The following is a 21,058-nucleotide window of genomic DNA, read 5'->3' as shown; positions in this document are numbered from 1 at the left end:
CTATATTATCTCATAAATTTCCAGACGTTTGAACCCGTATCGGCAGAGCATTCGTTTTTTTCGCGCGTTCGCGATTCGCGGCTTCTCGGGCCGACTCCCCGCCTCCTTTGCGGCTTCTCGGCCGCGTCTTCCCCGCCTCTTGCGGCTTCTCGAGTTGATTCCCGCTTCCTTGGCGGCTTCTCGGCCGCGAACATCCCCGCCCCGGCCAATCACGCGGCGGATGCCCGCTACCTTGCGCCCACCGCCTCCGCTACTTCCTGCGTGATTTGCTCGCCGCCTTCCCGCTCCCACTGCAGGACGAACAAGTCGAACGCTTCCGGCGGAAGCTCCCCCGTGATGAGCTTCAAATAGGTGTCCTTCTCCAGCTTCTGCAGCCGCTCCCATTTTTGTTCCATCGCGGGCGTCGTCCCGTAGAACAAGCCCGGAACGTACGCCTTGTCCGCCTTGCTCACCTCGCCGCCCTGCAGGTAGGCTTGCGTCATGCTCCACGCCTCCATGTTTTTGAGCGGCGCTTCCCGCTCTTGCATGGCGCTGTCGTACAACCGCTTCGTCTCGGGATCGAGATCCTCCGGGTCGACTTCCCCGTTCAGCGCCTTGACCAGCCATTCGTGCCGTTTGACGACCGCATCCGGGTAGTCCAGCAGCAGGTTGAACGGATAGTAATTGCGCAGCTGTACACCGGTTTGCTGCGAAATATCGCGCAGCGGCTTGTCTTCGGGAAGCAGGCTGCGCTCGAGCCGGGTCATCGCATTAAGCAGCTTGACCGCCGCCTCCGGATTCGGAAAGCCTTTGCGCACGACGAGATACCGGTCCGTGGCGGGCGCCGGGTTCGCGACGAAAACGCCCTGCGCATCGACGGGAGCCGCGTACACTTTCCATTCGGCTTTCGTGTCATTGGATACCGACTTGCTTAACGGGTAGTAAGGCGCCCACCACGGGCCGAAAAACAAGCCGGCCCGATTCGTCGCAATGAGCTCCTGCGCATCTTTGCGGAGCGCGAAATCCCGGTCCAGGATGCCTTCCCGGTACCAGTCGGCCAGCTTGGCGAGCGCGGCTCCCGCTTCCGGCTGGACGGAGCCGTAAACGACGTTGCCTTCCTTATCCCGAATCCACTCCTTGGGGAAGGCGCGAAACGAAGCGAACACCCCGTTCAGTCCGTTCACTCCCGTCTTTTCCCCGTACACAAGCTCCTGATCGACCGGAATGCCGACGGTGTCCGCTTCCCCGTTGCCGTCCGGGTCGGACGCGACGAACGCCCGGGCGATCCGCCCGATGTCGCCAAGCGTCCTCGGAGCCGGCAGCCGAAGCCGGTCCAGCCAATCCTGGCGCACCCACACATAGGTCGGCGCGTCCGCTTCGATCGCGATGTTCGGCAGACCGTACAGCCGATCCCCCACCGACGCGTCCTCCAGCGCCTTGCCGCCGGTAGAGTCGTAGAGCGACTTTACGAGGTCGGAGGCGTGCGCTTCGTACGTTTCCGTCAAATCCTCGAGGCTCCCGCTTTCCGTCAGCAGCCGGAACTGCTCCCGGTTCGCCACGAAGGCGTCCGGCAGATCGTTGCTGCGAATCGCGAGATCCAATTTCGTCCAATATTGCACTTCGTCGATCGCTTCCCACGCGTAGCGTACGGTGACCCCTGTTTGCTCCGTCAAATACCGGGTGAGAAAATGGTCCTCGTTCGTATCGCCTTCGGGAAGCTGGGCGTCCGAATACAGATGCGCGATGTTCAGCGTGACGGGCGGACCGGCGGCTTCGGCGCGCGTTGCCGGGTCCCCGCCTTGCGGACCGCTTCCGAGCGAACAGGCGCATAATGCGGCCAGCAGCGCGCAGCCGGCCAGGCCCCGAACAGCCCGTCTTCCGCTCATCGGTCTCGCCCTCCCGCGCCTCGTCCCGCCCGGTATTCGGTCGGGTAGACGCCCGCATGCTCGCGGAACACTCGGCTGAAATGCTTCTCGTCCTCGAAGCCGATGCGGTTCGCGATGACGCTTACCTGCAGATCGGACGACCGCAGCAGCTCGGCCGCCCGTTCGAGCCGCAGCTTCCGCAGCACGTCGCCGAACGGCAGTCCCGCGAATTTTTTGAAGCATTGGCTGAAATAGCTTCGGCTCATGCCGGCATGGCGGGCGGCCTCCTCCTGGTTGAGCGAAGCGCAGGCCCGACTTTTCATGAACAGCAGCGATTTGACGAGGCTGGCGAACACTTCCCGGGAAAAACCGAGCTCGGCCATCCGCTGGCTGACGCCAAGCGCGGCGTCCGCCAGCCAGCTTTTGCCTTCCTTCCAGCTCCGCATGTTCGACAGCGCTTCGAGCCTCGCGCCGCGGTCCGCTTCCCAGCCGAAATACGGCGCCCAATCCGCGACAAGCCGCCGGCCAAACGCCCTGATCCGCTCCGGATCCGGCCTCCATTCCTCGATCCTGCGGATGAGGCGCTTGAACTCCTCTCCGTAAACGAGCCACCTCAGCTCCAGCCATTCGTCGAACGCTTCGTTCAGCGCTTGCTCCGAAGGCTCGGCGACGGGCTGCAAATCCTCCAGCCGGACGGGAACGTTCGCCTCCCTTTCCTGTCCGTAAAACAGGTAGGAAAGCAAATGGCGGCCGATGACGGCTTCCGCCTCCTTGACGGAAGGCCGGCCGGCGGACACGATGCGAACCGCGCGCCATTCCTCGGCGAGATGGGCCGGAAGCTCCCTCAGCCAGTCCCCGGCATCGCGATCCTCCAGCGGCAGCAGCCAAATCCGGTCGAACGCCCGCTCCGGCTTTCGGCCGGGAGCAAGCCACTGAAGCAGCTCTTCCGCCTTCGCCTCCGCCCGGAACGACACGAAAGCCGCAGCCGACCGAAAAACGCCGGCTTGCTCGTCCGAAGCCGCCTGTTCCCTCCGTTCCCAGGAAAACCGTTTGACGATCCGCTGCAGCGTTTCGTTGACGTTGCTTTTGTTCAGCAGCGTCTTGACGATGTAATCGATCGCTCCGAGCCGAAGCGCCTCCTGAACGTAATCGAACTCGTGATGGCAAGTGAGCACGACCGAACGGGTGCGCGGGTGCCGGACGCGAACCTGCTCGATCAGCTCGAAGCCCGACATGCCGGGCATGCTGATGTCGACGAACATCAGATCGATGTCCTGCTTCCCGAGCGCTTCCAACGCTCCGTTGCCGTCCCGGGCTTCCCCCACGATCTGAATGTCGTACGCCTGCCAATCCGCAAGCGAGATGAAGCCTTTACGCACCCGCTTCTCGTCGTCCACGACCAATGCCTTGATCATGCAGCTTCCCTCCGTTCCGAATCGGAATTTCGACCGACAGCACCGTTCCTTCCCCCATCCGGCTCCGGATACGTATGGCGTCTTTCGCTCCGTAAAAGCTGTCCAACAGCCGCTTGACGTATTGAAGGCCGATGCCCATGCCCCGCTTCGGCCTTCCCTCGCCGCCGGCTTCGAGCAGCGCCCCGATCGTCGCCTCGTCCATGCCCGGACCGTTGTCCGTGACGGTCAGCAGCAGCGTTTCCTTCTCCGTTCGGCGGATGGCGATCGCGATAACGCCGTGTTCCTCGTTTTTGCCGTGATAGATCGCGTTTTCCACGAGGGGCTGAAGCAGAAAACGGGGAATTTCGACCGCCTCCGCCTCCGGATCGACGTCCAGCACGAAATCCAGCTCGTCCTCGTACCGGTACCGCTGCAGCTCGATGTAATTGCGCAGCGCATCCATTTCTTCCCTGACCGTCACGATCAGGCTGTGTTTTCCCATATTGTAGTGCAGCACCTGGACGAGCAGCGTCAGGATCCGGTCGATCTCGTCCTGCCCGTTCGACCGGGCCACCCATTGCACCGTGTTCAGCGTGTTATGGAGAAAATGGGGATTGATCTGGCTGAGCACCTTCTCCGTCTCGAGCCGGCTCTTCATCCTTTCGCTTTCTCCGATTTCCGCAATCAGCTCGTTGACGGTGTTTTTCATCGTTTGAAAATTGTTGAGCAAAAAATCGAACTCCTCGACCTGCAGCCGCTGGACGGGCGCTTCCCGGTCTCCGGTCATCCGCACGATCTCGCGGTTGACCTTGCGGATCGAGCCGTATACCTTGCGCCAGATCAGCATGGCCAGCACGATCGCGAACACGATCGATCCCGCGAACAGCAGCACCATCCGGCCGATCCACACGTCGATCTCATGATTGAAAACGCTTTTATCGACGGCGGTCACAAGCTTCCAGCCTTGCTCGCTTTCGTAGCCGAACAGGTAATGGCCGAAAAACGTCTTCCGCTCGGATCGCGTTTGCTCGAACGAAAGCGCTTGCGGGTCGAAGGGCGCTTCGCCCTCGTCGACGTACAGCGCCTCCCCGCGCTCGTTCACGAGAAAGTGCGATACTTTCATCCCGTACCATTCGCTGTTCAAAATATGGCGGAACGAGTTGTAATTCGACTCCAGGTAAATGTACACCGTATGCCGTTCCGTATTGACTTCGCGCACCGAGGAAAACACCATGTTTTCGCTGTTTTTGTACTGGGTTCGATGCGGGCCGTAAATCGCCGCCCCCTTGTACGGAACGAACAGCGGCAGCCGCTCGATCCCGAACTCCGCGCGGACGCCCAAATTGTTGAACACGATCGGCTCGTCGGCTTCCGGCATGTAATAAACGGTCAGGCCCAAATCCGGATTCGTAAAATTGACGACGTTGAAGCTGTCCTCGATATCCTTCATCAGCTCGGCGCGTTCGGAATTTTTGGACGTTTGCAGGTAGGCGTTCATCAGGTCGTAAATGCGGCCGTCCAGCGCGAACTGCTTGGAAACGAAGTCCAGGTTGTCGAGCACGTTTTCGAGGCCCGTCGCCTCCTGCTCGAGGCTCGCCTGGATGCCGCTTCGGATTTTGTTCGTCAGCACCGAGTGCAGCGAAGAATACGTAAAGAGCGAAAAAAAGACCGGCGGAAACAAGCAGGCGATCAGCAAATAGACGACCAGCGTGCGCCGCAGCGTGCCTTTTTTGAAAGGATGCGGAATTCGTAAAACCGCCATGTCGTCCTGCCGCACTCCCTTCGACCGATGGCGCTGTCTTGCATCTGCCTATCATTCTACCAGTACGGACAAAGGTATGAAAGACCTTTGTAAGCGCCTTCCATACCTTTGCGGCCCCGGCCTATTGCTTCCGGTATTCGAATACTTTCTTGTTCTGTTCGATGTTCCAGTTCAGCACTTCGTCGTAGCCGAGCCCTTTCGCCTTGTCGATCATTTCCTGCTTCAGCTTTTCGAATTCCTGCTCGTTTTTGGCGAAAATCATTTGCCACGAATATTGCTTGATGACCGTCGCCACCTGGCCTTTCTTCTGCTCCAGCTCCGGGCTCATCACCGCCGGCGCCGTGCCGGTAAAGATCGGCTTCACGACGGCGAGCATATCGTTTTTCTCCAAATATTCCTTCGCCGTCTGCGCTCCCATCGCCGCGCGCCAGCTTTCCTCCATTTTGTCCGGAGCCTTGGCCAGCGTCGAGCTCCACAGCATCCAGTCGTAAGGTTCGCCGGTTTCCGGATTGGTCGCCGTAATTTTAAACGTCGTGTTGTTGATCTGGTTGCGCCCGTCCTTCCAGTTGCCGCCGCCGAATTCCTCCGGGATCGGCGTTTCGTTGGAAGGCATCGCCGCGGCGCCCAGCTCCGTTAGCGCCGGCTTCCCGTCCTTGAGCTCCCAGGCCATGCCTTCCGGCCCGTAGTTCGACAGCATATAGCCTTCCGGACTGTACATCCAATCGAGGAACTCCATGACCCGTTCCGGGTGCTCGGCTTTCGCGCCGATCGCCCAGACGCGCGAGCCGCCGTACGGATCGAAGCCGTAGGAATACGTCCGCTCCTCCTTGAACGGCACGAGGTGGAAGCCTTTTCCTTCCGCGAGCCGCTCCGGCGTGTTATACGTGTCGTCGAGCCACGGGAACCAGGAGAACAGAATTTGCCCGTCTTTGATTTTGTTGACGACGTCGTCGAATTTTTGCGTCGGAGAGTCCGGATCGACCAGCCCCAATTGATTCGCGTCGAAGTACAGCTTCAACGCGCGCAGATAGTACCCGTCCTCGTCCAGGATGCCCTGCACCTCGTCGGTGTCGGCCGAAATGAGCGAGAAGCCTCCCGGGTTGAAGCCGTCGGTTTCCTCGAAGCCGTGCAGCCCCGCCCACGCCTTGGCGTTCATCATCATGTTGCCGTCCCAGTCCGCCCACATCGAGAACGCGTACGTCGGGCGGCCGGATTCGCTTTTCGGCTCGAGCTCCTGCATCTGCTTCAGCACCGGCAAATAATCTTCCATCGTTGCAATTTCCGGGCGGCCGATTTTGTCGTACAGATCCCACCTCAGGTTCGGATGGTACGTCAGCTCCTTCGCCTCGGAAGGACCGTCCTTGTCTTCGCCGACGTCGAAGCCGATGCCGTACACGCCGGTGCCGCCGCCGAAGTTCGCTTTGTTTTTCTCGATCGCTTTCGGGGCGTATTTCAGCATGTTCTGCCCGTATTTGTCGAGCAGGCCGTCCTTTGTCCAGTCGAGCAGCATGCCCGTTTGGATCGCGTCCAAATATTTCTGGCCGTCGTCGCCGAACACGACCAGGTCGCCCAAATCGCCGGACGCCATCATCGCCGCGAACTTGACGTCTCCGCCCCCTTCGAGGTTGGAGGAAATGATATTCAGGTTCAGGTTGAACTTGTCTTTGACGAGCTTGGCGAACCAGCCCTGCTGCTCGCCCGAGAAGTTCGCCAGCATCGAGAAGACGTCGATCGTATACTCTTCCCTCTCCGGTTCGGCCGACGCCTCTGCCGACCCGGAAGCGGCGGGGGACGACGAAGACGGGGACGAAGGCGACGGCGATGCCCCGTTGTTTCCGTTCGAACAAGCGGCGAGAGCCGCGGCGAGCAGCATGACGATCAGCAAATGCAGCGGTTTACGAATCGATTTCAAAGCGGATTGCCTCCCTTTTTTAGAAACGTTTTTACAAAACGCGGCTTGCGAGAGTCCGTTCCTCACCTCCCTTAAAGCGGAACGCGCCGGCAGGCGGCCGATCAGCCTTTTACCGCTCCGATCATGATGCCTTTGACGAAATACCGCTGAAAAAACGGGTAAACGAGCAAAATCGGGAGCACGACGATCATCGACACCGTCGTCCGGATCGAGTTGGCCGTCTGCATGTTCGACAGATCCATGTTTTGCGCGCCGGAGCTGCGAATGATGGCGGCCAGCGAGTTGCTTTCGTTCAAATATTTGTACAGAACGAACTGCAGCGTGTAATAGGTTTTGTCCGTCATCAGAAACACCGTGTCGATAAACGAGTTCCACTGGGCGACGGCCGCGAAAATCGCGATGGTCGCGGAAATCGGAACGATTAGCGGAAGGATGATCCGGAAAAAGAGCGTCAAATAGCCGGCCCCGTCGATTTCCGCCGATTCCTGCAGCACTTCCGGGATCGACTCCACGAACGTTTTGACCAAAATGACGTAAAAAGGCGACACGACGGCCGGCAAGACGTACGCCCAGAAATTGTTGGTCATTCCCAGCCTCAGCATGACGACATACCAAGGAATGATGCCCGCGTTGAAATACATCGTGACGACGAGAAAACGGTACCAGAACCGGCGTCCCCACATTTTTTGCTTCGTAAAAATAAACCCGAGAAACGCCGAGCCGAGCACGGTGGCGATCGTTCCGACGACGGTCCGCAGCACGGATATGAGGAACGCCTGGGACAACCCGTCGAGCTGCAGCACCTTGCGGTAGTTTTCGAAGTGGATGCCTTTCGGGTAAAACGTCACGAGCCCCCTGGCGCTCAGATCGTTGTCGCTGATCGTCTGGATGAACAAGTAGTAAAACGGCAAAATGCAGATGAGCGTGAACAGGCCGAATATGGCATAATTGGTCACGTTAAACGCGATTTCGCCGGCCGATCTTCGCTTGAGCATGGTCGAACCTCGCTTCCTGAAATCAGATGATGGATTCTCCGCGAACGATTTTGGACATTCGGTTGGCGATAAAGAGCAGCGCGATGCTGACGAGCGATTTCAGCATGCTGACGGCGGTGGCGAAGGAGAAGTTCGTGCCCAGCATCCCGATGTTGTACACGTACAGATCGAGCACTTCGATATGGCTCTTGTTCATCGGATTTTGGAAGACGAAATATTGCTCCAGCCCGTTGTTGATAAAATTGGCGATCGACAGCAGCAGCAGCACGAAGTACGTCGGCATAATGCCCGGCACCGTAATGTGCCAGATCATCCGAAACCGCCCCGCTCCGTCCACTTTCGCCGCGTCGTACAGCTCCTGGTCGATCGACGTGATAGCCGCGATGTACATGATGGCGCCCCAGCCGAGCCCTTTCCACGTCGCCCAGGCGATCATCGAAAGCCAGGTATGGTTGTTCGTCGCCAAATAATTGACGCCCTGCTCCTGAAAGCCGAGCCCGATCATGATTTTGTTGATCAGCCCGTTGTCCACGTTGAACATCATGAAAGCGATTGCGTAAACGAGCACCCAACTGATGAAGTTCGGCAGCGTCGTCAGAACCTGAACCGTTTTCTTGTACCATTGCGACTTGATTTCGGACAAAAAGACGGCGAACAGCACCGGCAAAATCGAGGTCGCGATGCCGAGCAGGCTCATGACCATCGTGTTGCGCATGACGCGCATCACTTCCTGCGTCTGCGTCGGATTGGAAAAAATCGAGCGGAACCACTGCAGCCCGACGAACGGGGTATCCGAAAGCGCGAAGCCCGGCCGGTAATTATAGAACGCATAAATCCAGCCGTACAAAGGCAAATAGCTGAAAATAAATACTAAAAAAAGAAATGGAAGCGCGAACAAAAATAATCGGTAACGATCCGGGATGAGGCTCGAAGGACTTGATCTTATCCTTTTCGTTTGGCTTTGGGCAACCGGTTCCATAAAACTCCTCCCGTTATGTCCGCAGGAAATAAAAAAAGCGGAAAACGTTTTCGAAATGAATGCCGATCGGCCTTTCGGCCGTTCGGGCAATTCCATCGTAACGGATTTTCCGCCCGGGAGGGGATAGATGCGGGTTTCGCCTTCGGCCGTTTCCGTTCGATCTTTGCGAACGAAAATCTAACCCGAGCGGACGAAATTCCAACCTTCCAATATTCGGTCGAGCTCCCGCTCGCATTCCGCGGCCGACGGCCATTCGTGCTCCAGCAAGCCCCGAACGAAAGCCCGAACGTCCGGCTCGAGCGCAAGCTCCTCCTCCCAGCTTCGCTCCTCCCGATTTTCGCCGGGTTCGTATGAAGCGTACATCATGAACAGAAAGAGATGGCCGAGCCCGTACAAATCGCTCGTCGGACACGGAACGCGCATGCGCTGCTTCACCGGTCCCCAGCTGTCCGCAAAACCGGCGGGCTGGCCGTCCTTCGTTTCTTCCGGCCTTTCGTCCCTCGTCTGCTCGCCGATTCGGCACGCCAAACCGAAGTCGATGAGGCGAACGAGATCTCCGCATACGAGAACGTTCGGGATGCGCACGTCCCGGTGGACGTAGCCGGCTTCATGCAAGGATTTGAGCGGCCGCAGCAGCTCCCGCACGACGCGCAGCGCTTCCGGCTGCGCGTACGTTTTGCCGCGCTCCATGATCAGCTGTTCGACGGTGTCGCCTTCCGCGAATTCCATGACGAGCGCCGTTTCGTTCCGATGCACGGCTTCGCCCAGCCATTTCGGAATTTGGGGATGAACGAGCCGCCGCATCGTTTCGCTCTCCCGCTCCAGCATTCTCCGCGCGACTTCCCCCTTGCTCGGCTTGGCCCGCTTCAGCAGGACGGCGGAACCGGTCGCCGTATCCGTGCAGCGGTAAGCTTGCCCGTAGCTCCCCATGCCGACAAATTGCTCGATCCGATACGTCCCCGCCCATTTCAACCCTTGCCGCAGCGGATAATCCATCCAATTGCGTCTCCATTGCCGCCAAGTCGCGCCCTTCATCCGAATCCCTCCTCCCTTCACATACGGCGGTCGAAGGGGCGGGGTTCCCGTTCGGAAGCAAATTAGGCTGCGAATGGCGAAACCTGGCGGATTTCTTTTCGTATTAGTAACAAGCAACGATTAATCTGCGGGAGGTCCGAATATGATCAGACACTTGGTGAAACGGCTCCTCGGTTCGGTAACCGGGAAGCATTACGGGCATAACGGACATTACGGCCACAACGGGCCTTACGGTCATGGGCGTTACAGCAGCAGCGATTACAAGAAGGGCCATGCCTATTCTCCGCCGCGCCCGACTTACGGCCATGCGCATTACAGCAGCAGCGATTACAAGAAAGGCCCCTACTATCCGCCGCAGCGTCCGACCTACGGTCACGGACATTACAAGAGGAAACACAGCAGCTACTTCAGCAGCTAAGCGGATAAGGCTGCGCGCCCGAAATGGCGGAATGCCGATCTTCGAAAAAAAACCGCCGGAACGAGCCTTGAGTTGCGACTCGCAAGCAAGCGAGCGCACGATCGTGGCCGTTTCGGCGGTCTTTTTGCGTTTTTCGGGAAACACCGCGACGGCTCGGAGCGCCCGCGGCGCCGGATTAGTCCCGTTCCGCGACCATCCGGTTCGTGATGGCGCCCAGCTTCTCGATTTCGACCGTGACGACGTCGCCCGGCCGCAAATAAACCTGCTTGTCTTCGGGATATCCCATGACGACGCCCTCGGGCGTGCCGGTCAAGATGATATCGCCCGGAGACAGCGTCATGCATTGCGAAACGTAGCTGACGATTTGCTTGCAGTCGAAAATCATGTCCGACGTATGCGAGTTTTGCCGGAGCTCCCCGTTGACCGTGCAGCGAATGTAAAGGTCGTTCGGATCGCCGACCTCGTCGGCCGTCACCAGGTAAGGCCCGATCGGCGAAAAACCGTCGCACGATTTGCCGGCCAGCCATTGGCTCGTCCGCATCTGCAGGTCGCGTGCCGACAGATCGTTGGACGAGCAGTAGCCGAACACGTAATCGAGCGCTTCGTCTTCGCCGACGTATTTGGCCGTCTTGCCGATGACGATGCCCAGCTCCGCCTCGTAATCCACTTTGGCGCTCGTGCACGGAAGCGGCACGTCGTGCCCGTGGCCGTTCAGCGTATTGTTAAACTTGTTGAACAGGATCGGGTACGCCGGGATCGGCATGTTCGTCTCTTCCGCGTGCCGGCGGTAATTGAGCCCGATGCATATGATTTTGCCCGGATCGGTTACGCAAGGCCCGAAGCTCAAGTCGGCTTCGTCCTTGAGATAGGGCTTCGCGGCTTCGGGCGCAAGACCGGCTACGAACGACTCAAGAGCCGCCGCGCCGCCTTCCAGCGCTTCGCGCATCGAGACCGGCACCTTGGCGCCGGCGGCCGAAGCGGCCGCCGCGACGTCCAGCACGCCGTTTTCGGTGCGAACGCCAAGACGCGGCTTGCCGCTGCCGTTTTCGATATAATTCAAAAGCTTCATGTCGAATAACGAACCTCCTTTAGATAACTGGTGCCGTCAGGCATTTTTGCCGAAGACGAGCCCTCCGTCCACGTAAAGCGGCGAGCCGAGCACGAACGACGATTCGTCCGAAGCGAGAAACAGCGCCGCGCGGGCGACGTCTTCGGGCCGGCCGAGGTCGCCGCTCAACTGCCGTTTTTTGATCGAGGCGATCGCCGCTTCCGGGTCCGCCGATTGCTTCAGGTACCCTTCGACGAACGGCGTCAAAATCGTTCCCGGCAGCAGCGCGTTAACCCGGATGCCGAACGGCGCGTAATCCACCTGCATCGCCTTCGTCAACGCCAGCACCGCGCCTTTCGAGGCGGTGTAGGATGCCCGTTCCGCCACGCCGATTTCGGCGATGCTTGACGACATGTTGATAATCGAGCCGGATTTTTGCTCCAGCATTTGCGGAATGACCGCCCGGCAGCTTAAATACACTCCCCGCACGTTGACCTTCATGACCCGGTCCCACGCTTGCGGCTCCACCTCGTGCAGCTTGCCGACCCCGCTGATGCCCGCGTTGTTGAACAGCACGTCGATGCGCCCGTACGCCTCGACCGTCCGGCGGGCCATCTCCTCGGCTCCTTCCGGCTCGGCGATGTCGCCGTGAACGAGCAGCGCTTCGCCTCCGGCCGCCTTGACCGCCTCCACCGTCTCGCGGCCGCCGGCCTCGTTCGCGTCCGCGACGACGACGGTCGCGCCTTCGCCGGCGAACAGCAGCGCCGAGCTTCTGCCGATGCCGGAACCGGCGCCGGTAATGATCGCCACTTTATTTTTCAAACGCATCGCGATGTCCCTTTCCTTTTGAATTGGGCGCGGGCCGGCCTACAGCTCGCTTCCGTTCGCCAAATGCCCGCCGTCGATTCGAAGCGTCGTCCCCGTCACGTAGGACGCTTCGTCCGACGCCAGAAACAAAAACGCGTTCGCCACTTCCTCGACCGTCGCCGCGCGCTTCATCGGCGTATGCGCCGAAAAGGCGGGCAGGTTCGACTGCTCGCGCAGCTTGCGGTCGAGCGGCGTGTCGACGAAGCCCGGCGCGACGGCGTTCACGCGGATGCCGTGCGGCGCAAGCTCCACCGCCATCGATTCGGTCAGCAAGATGACGGCGGCTTTCGACGCGTTGTAATGCGCAAGCTCGGAGCTTGCCGCAAGCCCGTTTTTAGAGCTCATGTTGACGATCGCGCCTCCGGTCCCTTGCCGGATCATCCGCCTGGCCGCAAGCTGGCCGAGCCGAAAAACGGCCCGGACGTTAATGTCGAACACCGCGTTCCAATGCTCCGCCGGGATGTCGAGAAACGGCTCGCGAAACGCGATCCCCGCGTTGTTGACGACGATGTCGATGCCGCCGAGCCGCCCGAACGCGCGCTCGGCGGCCTCCTCCAGGTCCGCGTCGGCGCGGAGATCGCAGCGTTCGGCCGAAACCCGGTCCGCCGCGATCGTCCGGCACTCCGCAAGCGCTTCTTGCAGTTCCGCCTCGCTGCGGTCGAGAAGCGCGACGGCCGCGCCCTCCTCCAAAAACCTGCGGGCGATGCCGAGCCCGATACCGCGGGCCGCGCCGGTGACAAGCGCCCGCTTTCCCTGCAGCCTCATGCCTTTCGCCTCCTGTTCAGCAGGATCAGATGCCGCCGATCGAATGTTGATGCCAGCCGTTTTCCTTGCTACAGCACGCCGTACTTGTCGTATACCTCGCGGAGGGTGCGGCCCTCCAGCAGCTCGTTGCGCGTATGGTTTTCCCTTGTCGCCTTGTCCAGCGCGCGCCGGAACACTTCGTCCGCCAGGGCGGACGGAATGACGACGATGCCGTCGCGGTCGCCGAACACGATATCTCCCGGGTGGACGAGCACGCCGCCGCAGAGCACCGGGATATCGTAATCGATGACCAGCCCGCGCCCTTGGGAATCGACCGGCTTCGTGCCCGTGGCGAATACGGGGAAGCCGAGCTCGAGAATTTTTTTCGTGTCGCGGATCAGTCCGTCGACGATCGCTCCCCTCGCCCCCCGCATTTTCGAAGCGGTCGAGAGCAGCTCGCCCCACAGGCCGTTCTGGCGCGACTCGTTCGTGCAGCCGATGACGACTTCATTCGGCTTCACGCTGTCGACCGCCGCGATTTCCTTCTCGTACGGATCGGCCGGCAAGTAGTGCACGTCGACCGACAGAATCGTTTTGGCGCGCCCCGCCACGACCCAGTTCGGATCGATCGGGTTGATGTTTTCGCGCATGACCTGGTTGCGGTAGCCAAGCTCGTCGAGCGTATCGGAAATGACCGCGGAATAGAGCGTTTCGCTCATGCGGTCGAACAATTGTTTATCGTTCATCGGATTTGCCTCCAGTTGTCGGAATGATTGCCCGCCTTCACAGCGCGACGGGAGCGCCTTGCGCCGCGGACTCGTAAGCCTTCAGCGCGACGATCGTCGAGCGGAGGCCGTCCTCGCCGGTAACGGGAACAGGTTCTCCGTTTCGCAGCGCCTTCGCGAAAGCTTCCAGCATGAGCGCGTTCATGTCGTCGCCCCAGAATTGCCAGTTGCCGCGAGCCGGGGACCGGCTGTAGACGCTGTTTTTCTGATTGAACGCGTCGATCGAAATGACGCCCTTCGTGCCGACGATTTCCATCGTTACGTCGCCCCAGGTCGGGAAGCCCGGGTTGCGGGACCAGCTCGGATCGAGCACCGCGAATACCCCGTTTTCGAATTCGACGTGCACCATGCCCGCGTCGTCGATCGTTCGCTTCCGTTCGGGGTCGAACAGCGTATCCGCGTAAGCGTAAACGCCGGACACCCGGGAGCCGGTAAACCAGTTCATCAGGTCCATCACGTGAACGGTATGGTCCAGCACCGCCCCGCCGCCTGCCAGCGCGGGGTCCGAAAACCATTCCGCGCCGGGGAAAGACCCCCGGTTCGTCGCCTTGAAGGCGAGAATCTCGCCGATGTCGCCCCGATCGAGCGCTTCCTTCGCGCGCACGACCGGCGTCAGAAACCGGCACGGAAACGCGGTCATCAGCTGGACGCCCGCATCGCGGCATTCCGCGATCATGCGCTCCATTTCGCCGACGGAGATGCCCAGCGGCTTCTCGCACAGCACATGCTTGCCCGCCCGCGCCGCCGCGATCGCAAGCTCGGCGTGCCGGGCGTTCTCGGAGCAAATGATTACGGCGTCGATCGCCCGATCGGCGAGCAGCTCGCGATAATCCTCGTAATACGGAATGCCGTGACGGGCGGCCAGCTCCCGCACCCGCTCCGGCTTGTCGTCGGCGATGGCCGCCACTTCGACGTCCTTCATGACGAGCAGCCCGTCCAAATAATCGAACGCATGGCCGTGCGCAAAGCTGATCATCCCGATCCGCAAGTTGCTCATGCCGGCTTCTCCTCCTTTCGCGGCTTGACCGGGCGCTTCTCTCTGGCCGACTCCAGCGCCGCTTCCGCCCAGCGGACGGCTTCGAGCGCGTCGAACGCGGTTACGAGCGGCGCCTCGCCGGTTTCGATGCAATGCAGAAAATGCGCGAGCTCCCGGTAATAAGGGTCTTCGAGCAGCACGCTTTGCGGCGTCTCCACGAAGCCCGAGCCGGACCCCGGGGGCGCGGACCGGCGAACCCGCAAGCTTTCGGAGCTGTCGCTCTCGCCGCGGACGATCCCGCCGGCGGCCGCGTATTCGAACGACGTATGGAACGCGCCCGGATACCCCCAGAACGCTTCGAGCTGGGCGATCGTCCCGTTCTTGAAACGGAACGTGGCCGAAGCGTAATCGATGTCGTTTGTCTTGCGGTTGAAGGCGAACACCTCGACCGCCTCGCCGAACGTTCCCAATATAAAATCGATATCGTGAATCATCAGATCGAGAATGACGCCCCCGCTTTTATCCGCGTCCTTGAACCAGGGCTGCACGAGCCCGGGATGGCTTCCGGCGCGTTTGGCGTGATACACGCCCCCCGCTTCGCCGCCAAGCGGACGGACCTGTTCGGCCAGCTTTTCATAGCTCGGAAAAAAACGCACCACATGGCCGACGAACAGCCGCACGCCGCGGTCGGCGCAGTATCGGACCGCTTCCTCCGCCTCTTCGGACGTCAAAGCCAGCGGCTTTTCGCAAATGACATGAACGCCGCGGTCGGCGACCTCTTTAATGAGCGCGGCGTGCAAATAAGTCGGGACCGCAATGCTCGCCGCATCGGGCTTCGTCGCTTCGAGCAATTCGGCCGCCGTGCGAAACCAGGGAACCCCCGCCGCCGCGCCGAGCGCGGACGCGGCCGCCTCGTTTACGTCGCAAACCCCGACCAGCTTGGCTCCCGGCATGGAGCGATAGCGGTCGGCATGAATGTTGCCCATGCCGCCGCAGCCGATGACCGCCACTTTCGTCACTTTCGCTATCCCCTCTCGTTTTCGTTTTCCGCTAATCCGTTTTCCGTTAAACACCCGTTTCCGAACAAGGCCGATCAGCCCCCGTAACGGACGACGACTCCCATCATGTCCTGCGGCGAACGCTCGTAACGGGGATAAATGCCGGGCAGCTCGTCGAACGCGATGCGGTCGGTCACGAGCGAATTCAGCTCGATCCGGTTTTCCTCCAGCATGCGGAGAAACGCCTGCACGTTGCGGCCTTCGGTCCAGCGGACGTAGCCGACCGGGTAATCGAAGCCGCGCTGCTCGTAATCGGCCTCGTAGCGTCCGGGACCTCCGGCCCGCGAAATATGCACGCTGGCCTCCTTCGCGAACAGCAAATCGCGGTCGAACTCGCAGCCCGTATCGCCGACGATGACGACTCTGCCGCGGTCCCTCAGCCAGCCGATGGCGGAATCGATCAGATTGTCCTTCCGGCTGCTTGCGCATACGAGCACGGCATCCGCTCCTTTTCCGTCGGTAAGCTTGCCGATCGTCTCCGTCATTTCGTCTGCATCCTTGCAGACGTGGCGGATTCCGCCGGCCCGCAGCCTGTCTCTCCGCGTCTGCAGCGGCTCCAGCCCGACGACCCGGTAGTTCGACGCATGGGCGACGCGGGCGATCAACTGGCCCAAAATGCCGGCGCCCACGACCGCGACCGATTCCCCGAACTGCAGGCCGGCTTGCCTGAGCGCATGGATCGCGATGGCGCCGAGTCCGCCGAAAGCCGCGTCTTCGGACGACACGCCGTCCGGGATCGGGACCGTCAGGTGCTTGGGCGACAGCATCGTTTCGCGGTGGGCGGGAGTCCCGTAGCACGCTACCCGGTCCCCCGGGCGAACGCCGGTCACGCCTTCGCCGACTTCGATCGCGACGCCGGATGCGCTGTAGCCTAGCGACGATTGCGAATTTTTCCGGATCATCAGAAGTTCCGTGCCGATGCTGACGGATGAAAAATCGTTTTTGACCTTTACGTACTGCGGCTTGATTTCGGGATCGGGCAGATCCGCGATGACCGCCGCGCCGTTTCGGGTTTGCAATGCTCGCATAGGCGCCTCCTGATTTATTTCTGATTTACAACTGATTTACCTTTTGTAGCCAAGCATAGATGATTCCGTAATTTTGATGTATTACTGATGTACTGATTATACACACCCTGCAAAAAAGGCGTCAACCATAAATGACGTATTCTTGAGGTTTTATTGATTTTTCCTATTTTATCGTCGTATCCGGGGGAGTGTAAGCGCTATTACTTATCGTCGAAAACGAACCCTATACCCTTTGACCGAAAGCCGCCGGGCTTCAGTCTGGGCGACGCAGGATTAGGCGAAGCTTGAAAAGGATGTATGCCAAACTTCCACTTTCTGAATCGCGAAGAAAAATGGACTCAACCGGATGTTTAACATACGTGCGGAGGCGATGAGATGAGTCACCATGACTCAAATGGATCGTTAGCGCGCGTGCGGTGGCGATGAGATGAGTCACCATGACTCAAATGAATCGTTAGCGCGCTCTGCGGTGGCGGCGAGATGAGTCACCACGACTCAAATGGATCGTTAGCGCGCGTGCGGTGGCGGCGAGATGAGTCACCACGACTCAAATGGATCGTTAGCGCGCGTGCGGTGGCGGCGAGATGAGTCACCACGACTCAAATGGATCGTTAGCGCGCGTGCGGTGGCGATGAGATGAGTCACCATGACTCAAATGAATCGTTAGCGCGCGTGCGGTGGCGATGAGATGAGTCACCATGACTCAAATGAATCGTTAGCGCGCTCTGCGGTGGCGGCGAGATGAGTCACCATGACTCAAATGAATCGTTAGCGCGCTCTGCGGTGGCGGCGAGATGAGTCACCACGACTCAAATGGATCGTTAGCGCGCGTGCGGTGGCGGCGAGATGAGTAACCACGACTCAAATGGATCCGCTGAGGGTCGAACCGACTATCGGCGTGGACGAGGAATATCGCTGGAGAAATGGTTTACGTCGTCCGAGCGTGCGCCCGCGCCCGCAAGCTTGCTCAGCGCTTTCGAACGGCGATGAATTTGAACATTCTTTTATACGAAGAAAACGTCAGGGTACATCGCCTGTGGCATTGGCTCAGAAGAGCGAACTCCAAAGCAGAAGAACTTTCAATGGATCGAATGCCTGTCACGCCGAGTTGCGGTACTTGGGCACAGAGGAACACGAACGGAGAATAGCCCCGCAAGCGGTCGGCTTGGCGAGCAACCCGGAAGACGTGCGCTTCGTTCGAAGACGCGCGCTCTCCCGAACCGCCGTTCAAGCCCGGCCTGCGGGGCGACGTTATCGTGCCTGATTGCATCTGACCGTATCCGATCGAATCTATCGGTCCGGAACCGATTATCCGCGTTCTCCCGACGGAACTTCCCGGCCTTCCCCGCCGGGAACGCTCGCGGGCGCGAACAGCGTCCTGAGCTTGCCGTGAAGCTCGGGTTCGTCGATCATGCCGGACCAGTATTCCTTCAAGCCTTTCGTCAGTTGCCGCAAGTCGTCGATTCGCAGCCCGATGTCCCGGTGGTAGGCAAACGAAGGAAACATCTCGCGAAACATGGAGTAGCGGGACGGACGTTTCAAGCCTTCGCCGAGCGGCCGTTCCGCCGACTCCTTCCGCGCGGGAATGCTCACCGTCCGGTCGCGGATCAGATTTTGCGCTTCGGCCGACGTCAGAAACTCGACGAACCGCCGGGCCGCTTCCTTCGCGTTGGAATGGCGCACGAGCGACACCCCGATCGACAGCAGCAGCGTCCGCTGCGGGTCGCCCCGCCGCAGGCTCGGGAGCGGACAAATATCGTATTCCAGCGGCAGGTGGGCGAATTCGTTCAAGTTGAAGTACGTGCACAAGATCACGGAAACTTGCCCGTCGGCGAACAGCTGCACCGTTTCGTCGTTACCGTGCGCCCAATAATTCGGAAACACGTCGCGGCTCGCGATGAGCCCGTTCAGCGTATCGAGCCCTTCGATCACTTTCGAATCGATCGGAACCGCCCCGCCCGGGGCGTTCGTCCGGTTGCCCATGCCTTGCAGCAGAAAGACCGAATACCGGTTTTCCGAAGTCGGCAAAAAGTAAATGCCGTGGCGGCCGCGGGTTTCGGCCAGCTTGGCGGCGGCGTTTTGCAAATCGTGCCACGTCCAGTAGCTGTCCGGCTCGTGCAGCCCCGCTTCGCGGAAATGGGCCTTGTTATAGCACAATACGACGGGCGAGAACGAGACCGGCTTGGCATAGGTCGCCCCCTCGAACTGAAACGCCTCCTCCGCGATCGGGTACAGCTCCCGGTCGGGCTCCAGCTCCTCGAGCAGCGGAGCAAGTCCGAGTTCGGTCCATTCCTGGAATTGCGGGCTGTTGAACGTAACGATGTCCAGCAGGCCGTTCGCGATCATTTCTTCGGCGGATTGCACGTAGCTTCCATGGTTAAGCGTAATCCGCCGGACGTGTATGCCCGGATTTCGGCGGCTGAATTCCGAAATCAACTCGTCGATGCGAAAATCCGTCGGCAGCGAAATCGGACAGCCGAAATTGAGCGTGATCGCCTCTTTCGCCCTGGGCGTTACCATGCTGCCGACCCTGTCGATCTTGACGATCAGCTGCTCTTCGACGAGCTGGTCGAGCCCTTTCCGGATCGATTTGTTGCTCAAGTTGAACTGCTTGGCCAGCGCGCTCTCCGAAGGCAGATAGGTTCCCTCCTGGCGGATGCCGTTCAAAATTTCCATCCGGAGCACGCTGACGAAATGGTCCAGCCGTTCCTGGAAGGACGGGCGGTCTGATTTATAACTCATGTATACTCCACCTATTTCTCGCATCATAAACATCAGAATTTATTTTTAAGCATTTCCTATCAAATGTCAACTCCTCGACCGCGTTCGGAAGAAGCCCCTTGACGCAGGCCTCTTATGTGATTTAAATTGACACAAACCGAACCTGTTTTTATATCGCGCGAATGAAGGAAGTGGTCGCATGCTTAAAGAAAAAAACGCTCTGTCGAACGACTGGCATCCGGTCATCATGTCGGCCGATCTGGCGGAACGCCCCGTGTCCGCCGTCGTCTTCGGCGAGAAAATCGTCGTGTTCCGGACGAGCGGCGGGGTTCATGCCTTCAAGGATTTATGCATCCATCGCGGCGTCCCGCTGTCGCTGGGCAAGGTGGAAAACGACGAACTCGTCTGCCCTTACCACGGCTGGCGGTACGACGGCTGCGGAGCCTGCGTGCGCATTCCGGCACTGCCGCCGGAGCAAAAAATTCCCGCCAAGGCGAAAGCGATCGCCTATTCGTGCGTCGAATCCCGGGGCATCGTCTGGGTATGCCTCGGAACGCCAAGCGGCGCCCATCCGCTGGTCGGCACGGAGCCGGAGCCCGGCTTCAAGGATTTGCCGATCGGCCCTTACGACCTTCAAGCGGCCGCGCCCCGTTCGGTGGAAAATTTTCTCGACGTCTCCCATTTGATGTTCGTTCACGAAGGCCTGCTCGGCGACAGCCAATTTCCCGAGATCAACGATTACCATGTGCATGAAATCGACGGCGTTCTCCGCTCGGACGAAATCGTCGTCTACCAGCCCGATCCCGACGGGCGCGGCAAGGGCGTAAACAGCATTTACGTTTACGAGGTGTTCGGGCCGTTCTGCGTCGCGTTTACGAAACGCAGCGACGACTCGGACGAAGTCATGCGGCTGTACATGATCGTCCTGCCGGAAAGCGAGAAGAGCAGCCGGGCGTTCATGCTCCAGCAGCGGAATTACTCGTTCGACGTGGACGACGAGGTGTTCATCCGCTTTCAGGACACGCTGCTCGAGCAGGACCGGGTCATGCTGGAGAACCAGAAGCCGGAGCTGCTTCCGCTGGATTTGCAAGCCGAGCTGCACCTGAAATCCGACCGAATGAGCATCGCCTACCGGAAGAAACTCAAGGAGTGGGGCGTCACGTTCGGAACCGAATGAATGCGGCCTCGATTGTTACGGCCGATCTCGCCCCCCGGACCGATTCCGGGAAAATCTTTACCTTTTTTATGTCTTCGCGGGAATCGGAATCAGCTTTGGCTTCATTTATTACGTGGCCAAAGGCATTCATTTCTCATCCGGCTCCAAAGGCAAAAAAACGCAAAAAGAAGCCTCCGGCCAAGGCGGCCGAAGGCGAGGTCGCGACCGAACGCGGCGAGTAACGGGTACTTCCATTGCGAGCAGCCGGGGGCCTCTCGCGCTCCCGGCTTTTCTCGCAAGGCGTCAAGCTCCGCGGCCGCAAAAGCCGGGCGATCG

18 protein-coding genes are annotated in these 21,058 nt (G+C 59.9%); 3 read left to right on the top strand and 15 right to left on the bottom strand.

The annotated features are described in order from the left end of the window. Positions 1-227 precede the first annotated feature (227 nt). From B7E11_RS17580 to B7E11_RS17550, 7 genes are all read right to left on the bottom strand, one after another. Positions 228-1,865 carry an extracellular solute-binding protein gene (locus B7E11_RS17580; protein ID WP_080836937.1) on the bottom strand — a complete coding sequence of 546 codons (1,638 nt, stop codon included), beginning with the start codon at positions 1,863-1,865 and terminating at the stop codon, positions 228-230. Further along, positions 1,862-3,259, bottom strand: a complete 1,398-nt coding sequence (locus B7E11_RS17575; protein ID WP_080836935.1) for a response regulator transcription factor — start codon at positions 3,257-3,259, stop codon at positions 1,862-1,864. Before B7E11_RS17575 ends, B7E11_RS17580 begins: the two co-directional genes overlap by 4 nt. Continuing rightward, positions 3,216-5,000 (bottom strand): cache domain-containing sensor histidine kinase, encoded by a 1,785-nt coding sequence (locus B7E11_RS17570; protein ID WP_080836933.1) that lies wholly within the window; start codon positions 4,998-5,000, stop codon positions 3,216-3,218. The genes B7E11_RS17575 and B7E11_RS17570 overlap by 44 nt, the downstream gene beginning before the upstream one ends. A gap of 121 nt (positions 5,001-5,121) precedes the next feature. Continuing rightward, positions 5,122-6,912 (bottom strand): type 2 periplasmic-binding domain-containing protein, encoded by a 1,791-nt coding sequence (locus B7E11_RS17565; protein ID WP_240353432.1) that lies wholly within the window; start codon positions 6,910-6,912, stop codon positions 5,122-5,124. A 101-nt stretch (positions 6,913-7,013) separates the two neighbouring features. After that, positions 7,014-7,907 (bottom strand): carbohydrate ABC transporter permease, encoded by an 894-nt coding sequence (locus B7E11_RS17560; protein WP_080836930.1) that lies wholly within the window; start codon positions 7,905-7,907, stop codon positions 7,014-7,016. A gap of 22 nt (positions 7,908-7,929) precedes the next feature. Then, the gene (locus B7E11_RS17555) at positions 7,930-8,886 is read right to left on the bottom strand and encodes an ABC transporter permease (protein ID WP_080840872.1); all 957 of its coding nucleotides are present in this window, start codon (positions 8,884-8,886) and stop codon (positions 7,930-7,932) included. A gap of 177 nt (positions 8,887-9,063) precedes the next feature. Further along, positions 9,064-9,921, bottom strand: coding sequence for a serine/threonine protein kinase (locus B7E11_RS17550; RefSeq protein WP_080836928.1), 858 nt, complete (start codon positions 9,919-9,921; stop codon positions 9,064-9,066). 142 nt (positions 9,922-10,063) lie between these two features. Here B7E11_RS17550 and B7E11_RS17545 point away from each other — a divergent pair, with 142 nt between their 5' ends. After that, on the top strand, positions 10,064-10,339 hold the full coding sequence (locus tag B7E11_RS17545) for a hypothetical protein (RefSeq protein WP_080836926.1): 276 nt from the start codon (positions 10,064-10,066) through the stop codon (positions 10,337-10,339). A gap of 175 nt (positions 10,340-10,514) precedes the next feature. Here the strand turns inward: B7E11_RS17545 and B7E11_RS17540 are convergent, their stop codons facing one another. The 8 genes from B7E11_RS17540 to B7E11_RS17505 all read right to left on the bottom strand — a co-directional run bounded on the left by B7E11_RS17540 (position 10,515) and on the right by B7E11_RS17505 (position 19,587). Continuing rightward, positions 10,515-11,408 carry a fumarylacetoacetate hydrolase family protein gene (locus B7E11_RS17540; protein ID WP_080836925.1) on the bottom strand — a complete coding sequence of 298 codons (894 nt, stop codon included), beginning with the start codon at positions 11,406-11,408 and terminating at the stop codon, positions 10,515-10,517. A gap of 36 nt (positions 11,409-11,444) precedes the next feature. Next, on the bottom strand, positions 11,445-12,215 hold the full coding sequence (locus B7E11_RS17535) for an SDR family NAD(P)-dependent oxidoreductase (protein WP_080836923.1): 771 nt from the start codon (positions 12,213-12,215) through the stop codon (positions 11,445-11,447). A 39-nt stretch (positions 12,216-12,254) separates the two neighbouring features. Beyond that, complete coding sequence (locus tag B7E11_RS17530) at positions 12,255-13,019, bottom strand: SDR family NAD(P)-dependent oxidoreductase (protein ID WP_080836921.1); 765 nt, start codon at positions 13,017-13,019, stop codon at positions 12,255-12,257. Positions 13,020-13,087: 68 nt separating this feature from the next. Beyond that, on the bottom strand, positions 13,088-13,744 hold the full coding sequence (locus B7E11_RS17525; protein WP_080836918.1) for an RraA family protein: 657 nt from the start codon (positions 13,742-13,744) through the stop codon (positions 13,088-13,090). A gap of 37 nt (positions 13,745-13,781) precedes the next feature. After that, positions 13,782-14,780: a Gfo/Idh/MocA family protein gene (locus B7E11_RS17520; protein WP_080836916.1), complete on the bottom strand. Its 999-nt coding sequence runs from the start codon at positions 14,778-14,780 to the stop codon at positions 13,782-13,784. After that, positions 14,777-15,778, bottom strand: a complete 1,002-nt coding sequence (locus tag B7E11_RS17515; RefSeq protein ID WP_245809756.1) for a Gfo/Idh/MocA family protein — start codon at positions 15,776-15,778, stop codon at positions 14,777-14,779. Before B7E11_RS17515 ends, B7E11_RS17520 begins: the two co-directional genes overlap by 4 nt. A gap of 74 nt (positions 15,779-15,852) precedes the next feature. Further along, complete coding sequence (locus tag B7E11_RS17510) at positions 15,853-16,845, bottom strand: zinc-dependent alcohol dehydrogenase (RefSeq protein ID WP_080836915.1); 993 nt, start codon at positions 16,843-16,845, stop codon at positions 15,853-15,855. Positions 16,846-18,153: 1,308 nt separating this feature from the next. Next, positions 18,154-19,587 carry an extracellular solute-binding protein gene (locus B7E11_RS17505; RefSeq protein ID WP_080836914.1) on the bottom strand — a complete coding sequence of 478 codons (1,434 nt, stop codon included), beginning with the start codon at positions 19,585-19,587 and terminating at the stop codon, positions 18,154-18,156. A 178-nt stretch (positions 19,588-19,765) separates the two neighbouring features. Here B7E11_RS17505 and B7E11_RS17500 point away from each other — a divergent pair, with 178 nt between their 5' ends. Together B7E11_RS17500 and B7E11_RS17495 are read left to right on the top strand one after the other, a co-directional pair. Next, on the top strand, positions 19,766-20,743 hold the full coding sequence (locus tag B7E11_RS17500; RefSeq protein ID WP_080836913.1) for an aromatic ring-hydroxylating oxygenase subunit alpha: 978 nt from the start codon (positions 19,766-19,768) through the stop codon (positions 20,741-20,743). Next, positions 20,740-20,964, top strand: coding sequence for a hypothetical protein (locus B7E11_RS17495; protein WP_080836912.1), 225 nt, complete (start codon positions 20,740-20,742; stop codon positions 20,962-20,964). Before B7E11_RS17500 ends, B7E11_RS17495 begins: the two co-directional genes overlap by 4 nt. Positions 20,965-21,058 lie beyond the last annotated feature (94 nt).

The organism is Cohnella massiliensis, from assembly GCF_900169535.1.
Classification (GTDB): Bacteria; Bacillota; Bacilli; order Paenibacillales; family Paenibacillaceae; genus Cohnella; species Cohnella algarum.
Note: the sequence above shows the minus strand (reverse complement) of the source record. Positions and strands in the feature narration are given on the sequence as shown.

Bases quoted from the DNA above. Each gene is read 5' to 3' on its own strand.
- B7E11_RS17580 (WP_080836937.1), bottom strand. From the start codon at position 1,865: ATGAGCGGAAGACGGGCTGTTCGGGGCCTGGCCGGCTGCGCGCTGCTG.
- B7E11_RS17575 (WP_080836935.1), bottom strand. From the start codon at position 3,259: ATGATCAAGGCATTGGTCGTGGACGACGAGAAGCGGGTGCGTAAAGGC.
- B7E11_RS17570 (WP_080836933.1), bottom strand. From the start codon at position 5,000: ATGGCGGTTTTACGAATTCCGCATCCTTTCAAAAAAGGCACGCTGCGG.
- B7E11_RS17560 (WP_080836930.1), bottom strand. From the start codon at position 7,907: ATGCTCAAGCGAAGATCGGCCGGCGAAATCGCGTTTAACGTGACCAAT.
- B7E11_RS17555 (WP_080840872.1), bottom strand. From the start codon at position 8,886: ATGGAACCGGTTGCCCAAAGCCAAACGAAAAGGATAAGATCAAGTCCT.
- B7E11_RS17550 (WP_080836928.1), bottom strand. From the start codon at position 9,921: ATGAAGGGCGCGACTTGGCGGCAATGGAGACGCAATTGGATGGATTAT.
- B7E11_RS17545 (WP_080836926.1), top strand. From the start codon at position 10,064: ATGATCAGACACTTGGTGAAACGGCTCCTCGGTTCGGTAACCGGGAAG.
- B7E11_RS17540 (WP_080836925.1), bottom strand. From the start codon at position 11,408: ATGAAGCTTTTGAATTATATCGAAAACGGCAGCGGCAAGCCGCGTCTT.
- B7E11_RS17535 (WP_080836923.1), bottom strand. From the start codon at position 12,215: ATGCGTTTGAAAAATAAAGTGGCGATCATTACCGGCGCCGGTTCCGGC.
- B7E11_RS17530 (WP_080836921.1), bottom strand. From the start codon at position 13,019: ATGAGGCTGCAGGGAAAGCGGGCGCTTGTCACCGGCGCGGCCCGCGGT.
- B7E11_RS17525 (WP_080836918.1), bottom strand. From the start codon at position 13,744: ATGAACGATAAACAATTGTTCGACCGCATGAGCGAAACGCTCTATTCC.
- B7E11_RS17520 (WP_080836916.1), bottom strand. From the start codon at position 14,780: ATGAGCAACTTGCGGATCGGGATGATCAGCTTTGCGCACGGCCATGCG.
- B7E11_RS17510 (WP_080836915.1), bottom strand. From the start codon at position 16,845: ATGCGAGCATTGCAAACCCGAAACGGCGCGGCGGTCATCGCGGATCTG.
- B7E11_RS17505 (WP_080836914.1), bottom strand. From the start codon at position 19,587: ATGAGTTATAAATCAGACCGCCCGTCCTTCCAGGAACGGCTGGACCAT.
- B7E11_RS17500 (WP_080836913.1), top strand. From the start codon at position 19,766: ATGCTTAAAGAAAAAAACGCTCTGTCGAACGACTGGCATCCGGTCATC.
- B7E11_RS17495 (WP_080836912.1), top strand. From the start codon at position 20,740: ATGAATGCGGCCTCGATTGTTACGGCCGATCTCGCCCCCCGGACCGAT.